Origin of the sequence: Gardnerella sp. 30-4 (assembly GCF_001641215.1) — a bacterium.
GTDB lineage: Bacteria > Actinomycetota > Actinomycetes > Actinomycetales > Bifidobacteriaceae > Bifidobacterium > Bifidobacterium leopoldii.
The window spans coordinates 1-4,033 of the sequence record NZ_LXJL01000078.1; the positions used below are offsets into that span (position 1 = coordinate 1).

Here is a 4,033-nt window from a genome sequence, read left to right on the forward strand (position 1 = left end):
ATTAATAGTAGGAAAACTGCTTGCATAATTGTAAATCATAAAGAACAAGTGAATGTATACAATCAAATAGCAACAAAATTACGTTTACAAAAAAATAATGATGAACTTGTTATGCTGCCTTCCCAGTTTATTAATCGTTTTAGCGAACAAACAGAACAAGGACGTGGCATTATTGACAGACCAAAACGTTGCTGTGATGTAGCTCTTATTGATGAGGCTCATTTGCTGAATACACAAGCTAATCAGGCTTACTCTGGTTCAAATATGTTGTCTGATATTTTATGTAGGTCTCGAGTTGTTATTGCAGCTTTTGATCCTAATCAAATTTTACAAAGCAACCAGCGTTGGAATTCCGAAGATTTAGAAAAATTATTGGGAACAGATTACAAGGATAAGAATTCTTTCAAAAATAATGATGATGATTGTGAAGAATTATTATTAAATGATTCAATAAGTGTGAGTGTCCGTCGTTTCATTCTTGAAAATCAGATGCGTATGAGAGCTAATGAAAATGTTCTCGAATGGATTAAAAATTTTGTATACAATGGTTGCATTGATACTCTTCCAGTATGTCGTAATTATGAAACAAAAAAAGAAGATTCAAATACTGACAATAAGCCTTTTGATTTCAAAGTATTTGATTCGCCCATTAAGCTATTTAATGCTATTAAGTCTAAATCTGAAGAAAAAGCTTCGGGGTGTGATGGACACGGATTATCACGTCTTGTTGCAACATACGATTGGGAGTATAAGAGCAATAAGAATAATCCTAATTCGGTAAATGGTACTTGGAATGTAGATTTGTATTGCGATAACAATGGAAAATGGCATATTGGACTTGGTCAATATGCTAATGCTAGTAGTTACGAGTTGGAAATTTTGGAAAAAGAAGGTAAGGTTTTTAGCCATCCTTGGAATTATCAATTGTCATCGCAAAACCACGCGAAGCATTCACATTCAATAAAAGAATCAAAAAAATCATGGGCAGAACAGTCTCATACTATAAATGAGATTGGATCTACATTTACTATTCAAGGATTTGATTTAAATTATGCTGGTGTAATAATTGGTCCATCAGTGCAATATCGTAATGGTAAAGTTGTTTTTTGCCCAGAAAATAGTCGAAACGATAAAGCAACTAATAAAAGGCACATTAAAGATTTATCAGCAAATAAGAGAATTGCGCTAGATTATTCAATTGATAATCTTAGAAATGAGCTTAATGTGCTGCTTAAACGCGGAGTTAATGGACTCTACATTTTTGCTGTCGATATGGAATTAGAAAAAGCGTTACTAGAGGCTCAGTGCAAGCGTAATTCATTAAATTAATTTGAGCTACCTGCTTATGTAATAGAATCTTCTAGCACCTTTTATCCACAATTACATGGAAAAATGTTTGTGTGTAGTTAAGTCAAAAATGTATAAAGTTACGCCTAGATATTCTGTATTGCAAAACTACACTCTTTAGTGCACACTATGGATATTGGGTGCACTTTTTAACGATAGGAAAAGCTATCGTTAAAAAGTTTGAGAATCTATTTTCTACAAAACAATTTTTTATTCTGGTAGAAAATTAAAGTACCTTTTTGTAATGATCCCAAAAGTTAGATTTTTGGTCCAACTTTTGGGAGCACTACATTAGTTAATTAGGTGTTTTTAATCGATAACTCGATTATAAAACTTACTTGCAATAATATTCGATTGCCTTGTTGACAAATACTGATGTCCCTTCGCCTGCAAACGCATCTATATTTTTCGTAAAATCACCACCGGAAGCATACATCTTCCCAAGTCCGGATAAAATCTCATTCGAGCACTTATAGAAATTAGCTGTAATAAAGTCCTGCAGTTTCTTTACCAAAGCCTGAACTTCAACTGAATCGCTGGGTTGTGATTTTACCTTGCCAAATTCTGCAAAAATCAGCATGAGTTGTTGATGGAGCATTTTTGTTTTCTCGCTGTTTCTCCTTTTTTCTTTAGCTTCAAATTCCTTGAATTCCGGTGTATCTCCCCAATACTCTTTCGCCTGTTTGGCATACTCATCAATTTTGCTTGTGTCAAATGCTGTAAAGTTCATATAGTTACCTCCTAATGCTTTTAATCCCTTTGCAAAAAGAATTAAATTTTCCAAATGCTCTTTTTTCAGGATTAATAATTTGATTTGTTGTTCCAGCGCTAAATCTTTGTCGAAATGCTCACTGGTTATTATTTCTTTAATTTCTTTGAGCGGAAATTCCAAAGCTTTAAACAGCAAAATGGATTGTAGTACCTTTAGATCCTCATCACCATACAACCTATATCCTGACTCCGAATAAGCGGACGGTTTTAACAAACCGATTTTGTCGTAATACTGAAGAGTACGAATACTAATTCCTGCCATCTTGCTGACTTCATTCACTGTTTTCACTATCTCACCTCCTTCCTTATCACTAGAATAAAGTATTACGCAACGTCATAGTCAAGTATTTTTTGCTAGCGTTGCCGTCTAATACTCAACCTAAGACTGTTGTATTTATACAGCTTCAATCGGCAAACCATGAGTTCCGATTGACACCTGTCACATCTTTTCTGAGTTAATAGTTATGACGTAGATTTGAAATACTTAGGATTTATTTATCCTAAAATATAGGGCACAATCCCCTTAAAAGGAGGCTATCGTTATGAATGTAAATACAGATACGCTGATTTCAATTTCTGAAGCCAATCAAAACTTCTCAAAGGTTGCTCGTCTTGTCGATAAATACGGCTCGGCTGTAATACTAAAAAACAACTCTCCGCGCTATGTGATTTTAGAGTTCCCTAAAGCCGATGAGGTTTCTGCTCCAGCTGATGATGAGGTCATGGCTTTATCGGATATGTTCATCAAAAAGAATACAAAAGTCTATGAGGAATTAGCTAAATGAAGTATTTAACACGAGAACAGGTGATTAAACTTCACCAGGCTCTGATTGAAACAAGCGGTGGTTCCTCAGGTATTCGTGATGAGGGAATGCTTGATTCTGCATTAAAGACTCCACTACAGACTTTTGATAAAAGTGAACTTTTCCTTCACTACTGGATAAATCCACATGACTAACCTTTGGTTTGATCAAAAACCACCCTTTTATTGATGGCAATAAGCGTATTGGCACCCACACCATGCTAATCTTTCTAGCTCTAAATGGCATCACGCTTTCTTACAATGATGAAGATTTGATCGATATCATCCTCAAAGTCGCATCTAATCAAGCCAATGAAAGCGATCTTTATCAGTGGATAGAAAACCACCAAGAATAATGCTCCCACATTCGAGAGCATTTTTAGAACTTGTCAGAGTCTGTCTGACCTGCAAAGCCTACCTTTTCGCTTAGAGCGTAGCGCGAAAAGGTAATTCAGAGCGCTGAGCCACTCAAGGCAAAAGCACTGCTTCTGCGTGGCGAAGACGTGAGCGCAGCTAACCTGCGTGCGAGTCGATGATTTCGAGCTGCATAATGCGCGCGAATGCACTTCGATTCGCTGAGCTTGCTCAAAGTTGAAAGCACAGTGTGCTTTCAACGCAAGCGAAGTACATTAACATCCTGTGCACTCGACCCTAGAGCGTTGATATCTTCCCTCATACAGCAAAATCACGCTCAAAAACCGCGAGAACCCAGCTTAAAGCCGCCACGCATTAAACCTTTTAACGATAGTCCTCGCTAAGCCTTGCTGCATAAGGGCAAATTTGCACCCACCTAGTCAGCCTTTGACATCAATACGACACTCTCGACATACGAACTTTTGTCCAAACTCCCACATGTAAACATCAAGATAAAATATATCTATGAGGATTATTTTCCTATTTTATTGCAAACCATCTTCTATCACGTTTTGTTCCGATTCTTTCGATGACTTTTTCATTTTGTAAGAAATAAATGTTCGCTCTATGGTTCTTTTTGTTAAACCAATTTAAATTGCTCGCTCATCTGAAGTGGAAGCTGAATCTTCAATAAGTAAAGAAACAACTTTCTTTTCAGATTTGTTCAAACCAACATTTTATTTGGCTTTATTATCTAAA

General features: G+C 36.2%; 5 protein-coding genes. 4 read left to right on the forward strand and 1 reads right to left on the reverse strand.

The features are described 5' to 3' along the window. Positions 1-1,329: DNA/RNA helicase domain-containing protein (locus A5294_RS04965; RefSeq protein WP_156483447.1), on the forward strand; the 1,329-nt coding region annotated here is incomplete at its 5' end. Positions 1,330-1,681: 352 nt separating this feature from the next. Here the strand turns inward: A5294_RS04965 and A5294_RS04970 are convergent. Beyond that, a complete protein-coding gene (locus A5294_RS04970; RefSeq protein WP_064340606.1) occupies positions 1,682-2,407 on the reverse strand; it encodes a MerR family transcriptional regulator in 726 nt (241 codons plus the stop codon). 253 nt (positions 2,408-2,660) lie between these two features. Between A5294_RS04970 and A5294_RS04975 the strand changes: the two genes are divergently transcribed. From A5294_RS04975 to A5294_RS06920, 3 genes are read left to right on the forward strand one after another with little or no spacing between them, the layout of a single operon-like run. Then, positions 2,661-2,903, forward strand: a complete 243-nt coding sequence (locus tag A5294_RS04975) for a prevent-host-death protein (RefSeq protein WP_004106718.1) — start codon at positions 2,661-2,663, stop codon at positions 2,901-2,903. Further along, on the forward strand, positions 2,900-3,076 hold the full coding sequence (locus A5294_RS06915; protein WP_231880198.1) for a Fic family protein: 177 nt from the start codon (positions 2,900-2,902) through the stop codon (positions 3,074-3,076). Before A5294_RS04975 ends, A5294_RS06915 begins: the two co-directional genes overlap by 4 nt. A gap of 8 nt (positions 3,077-3,084) precedes the next feature. Beyond that, positions 3,085-3,276, forward strand: coding sequence for a type II toxin-antitoxin system death-on-curing family toxin (locus A5294_RS06920; RefSeq protein ID WP_231880199.1), 192 nt, complete (start codon positions 3,085-3,087; stop codon positions 3,274-3,276). Positions 3,277-4,033 lie beyond the last annotated feature (757 nt).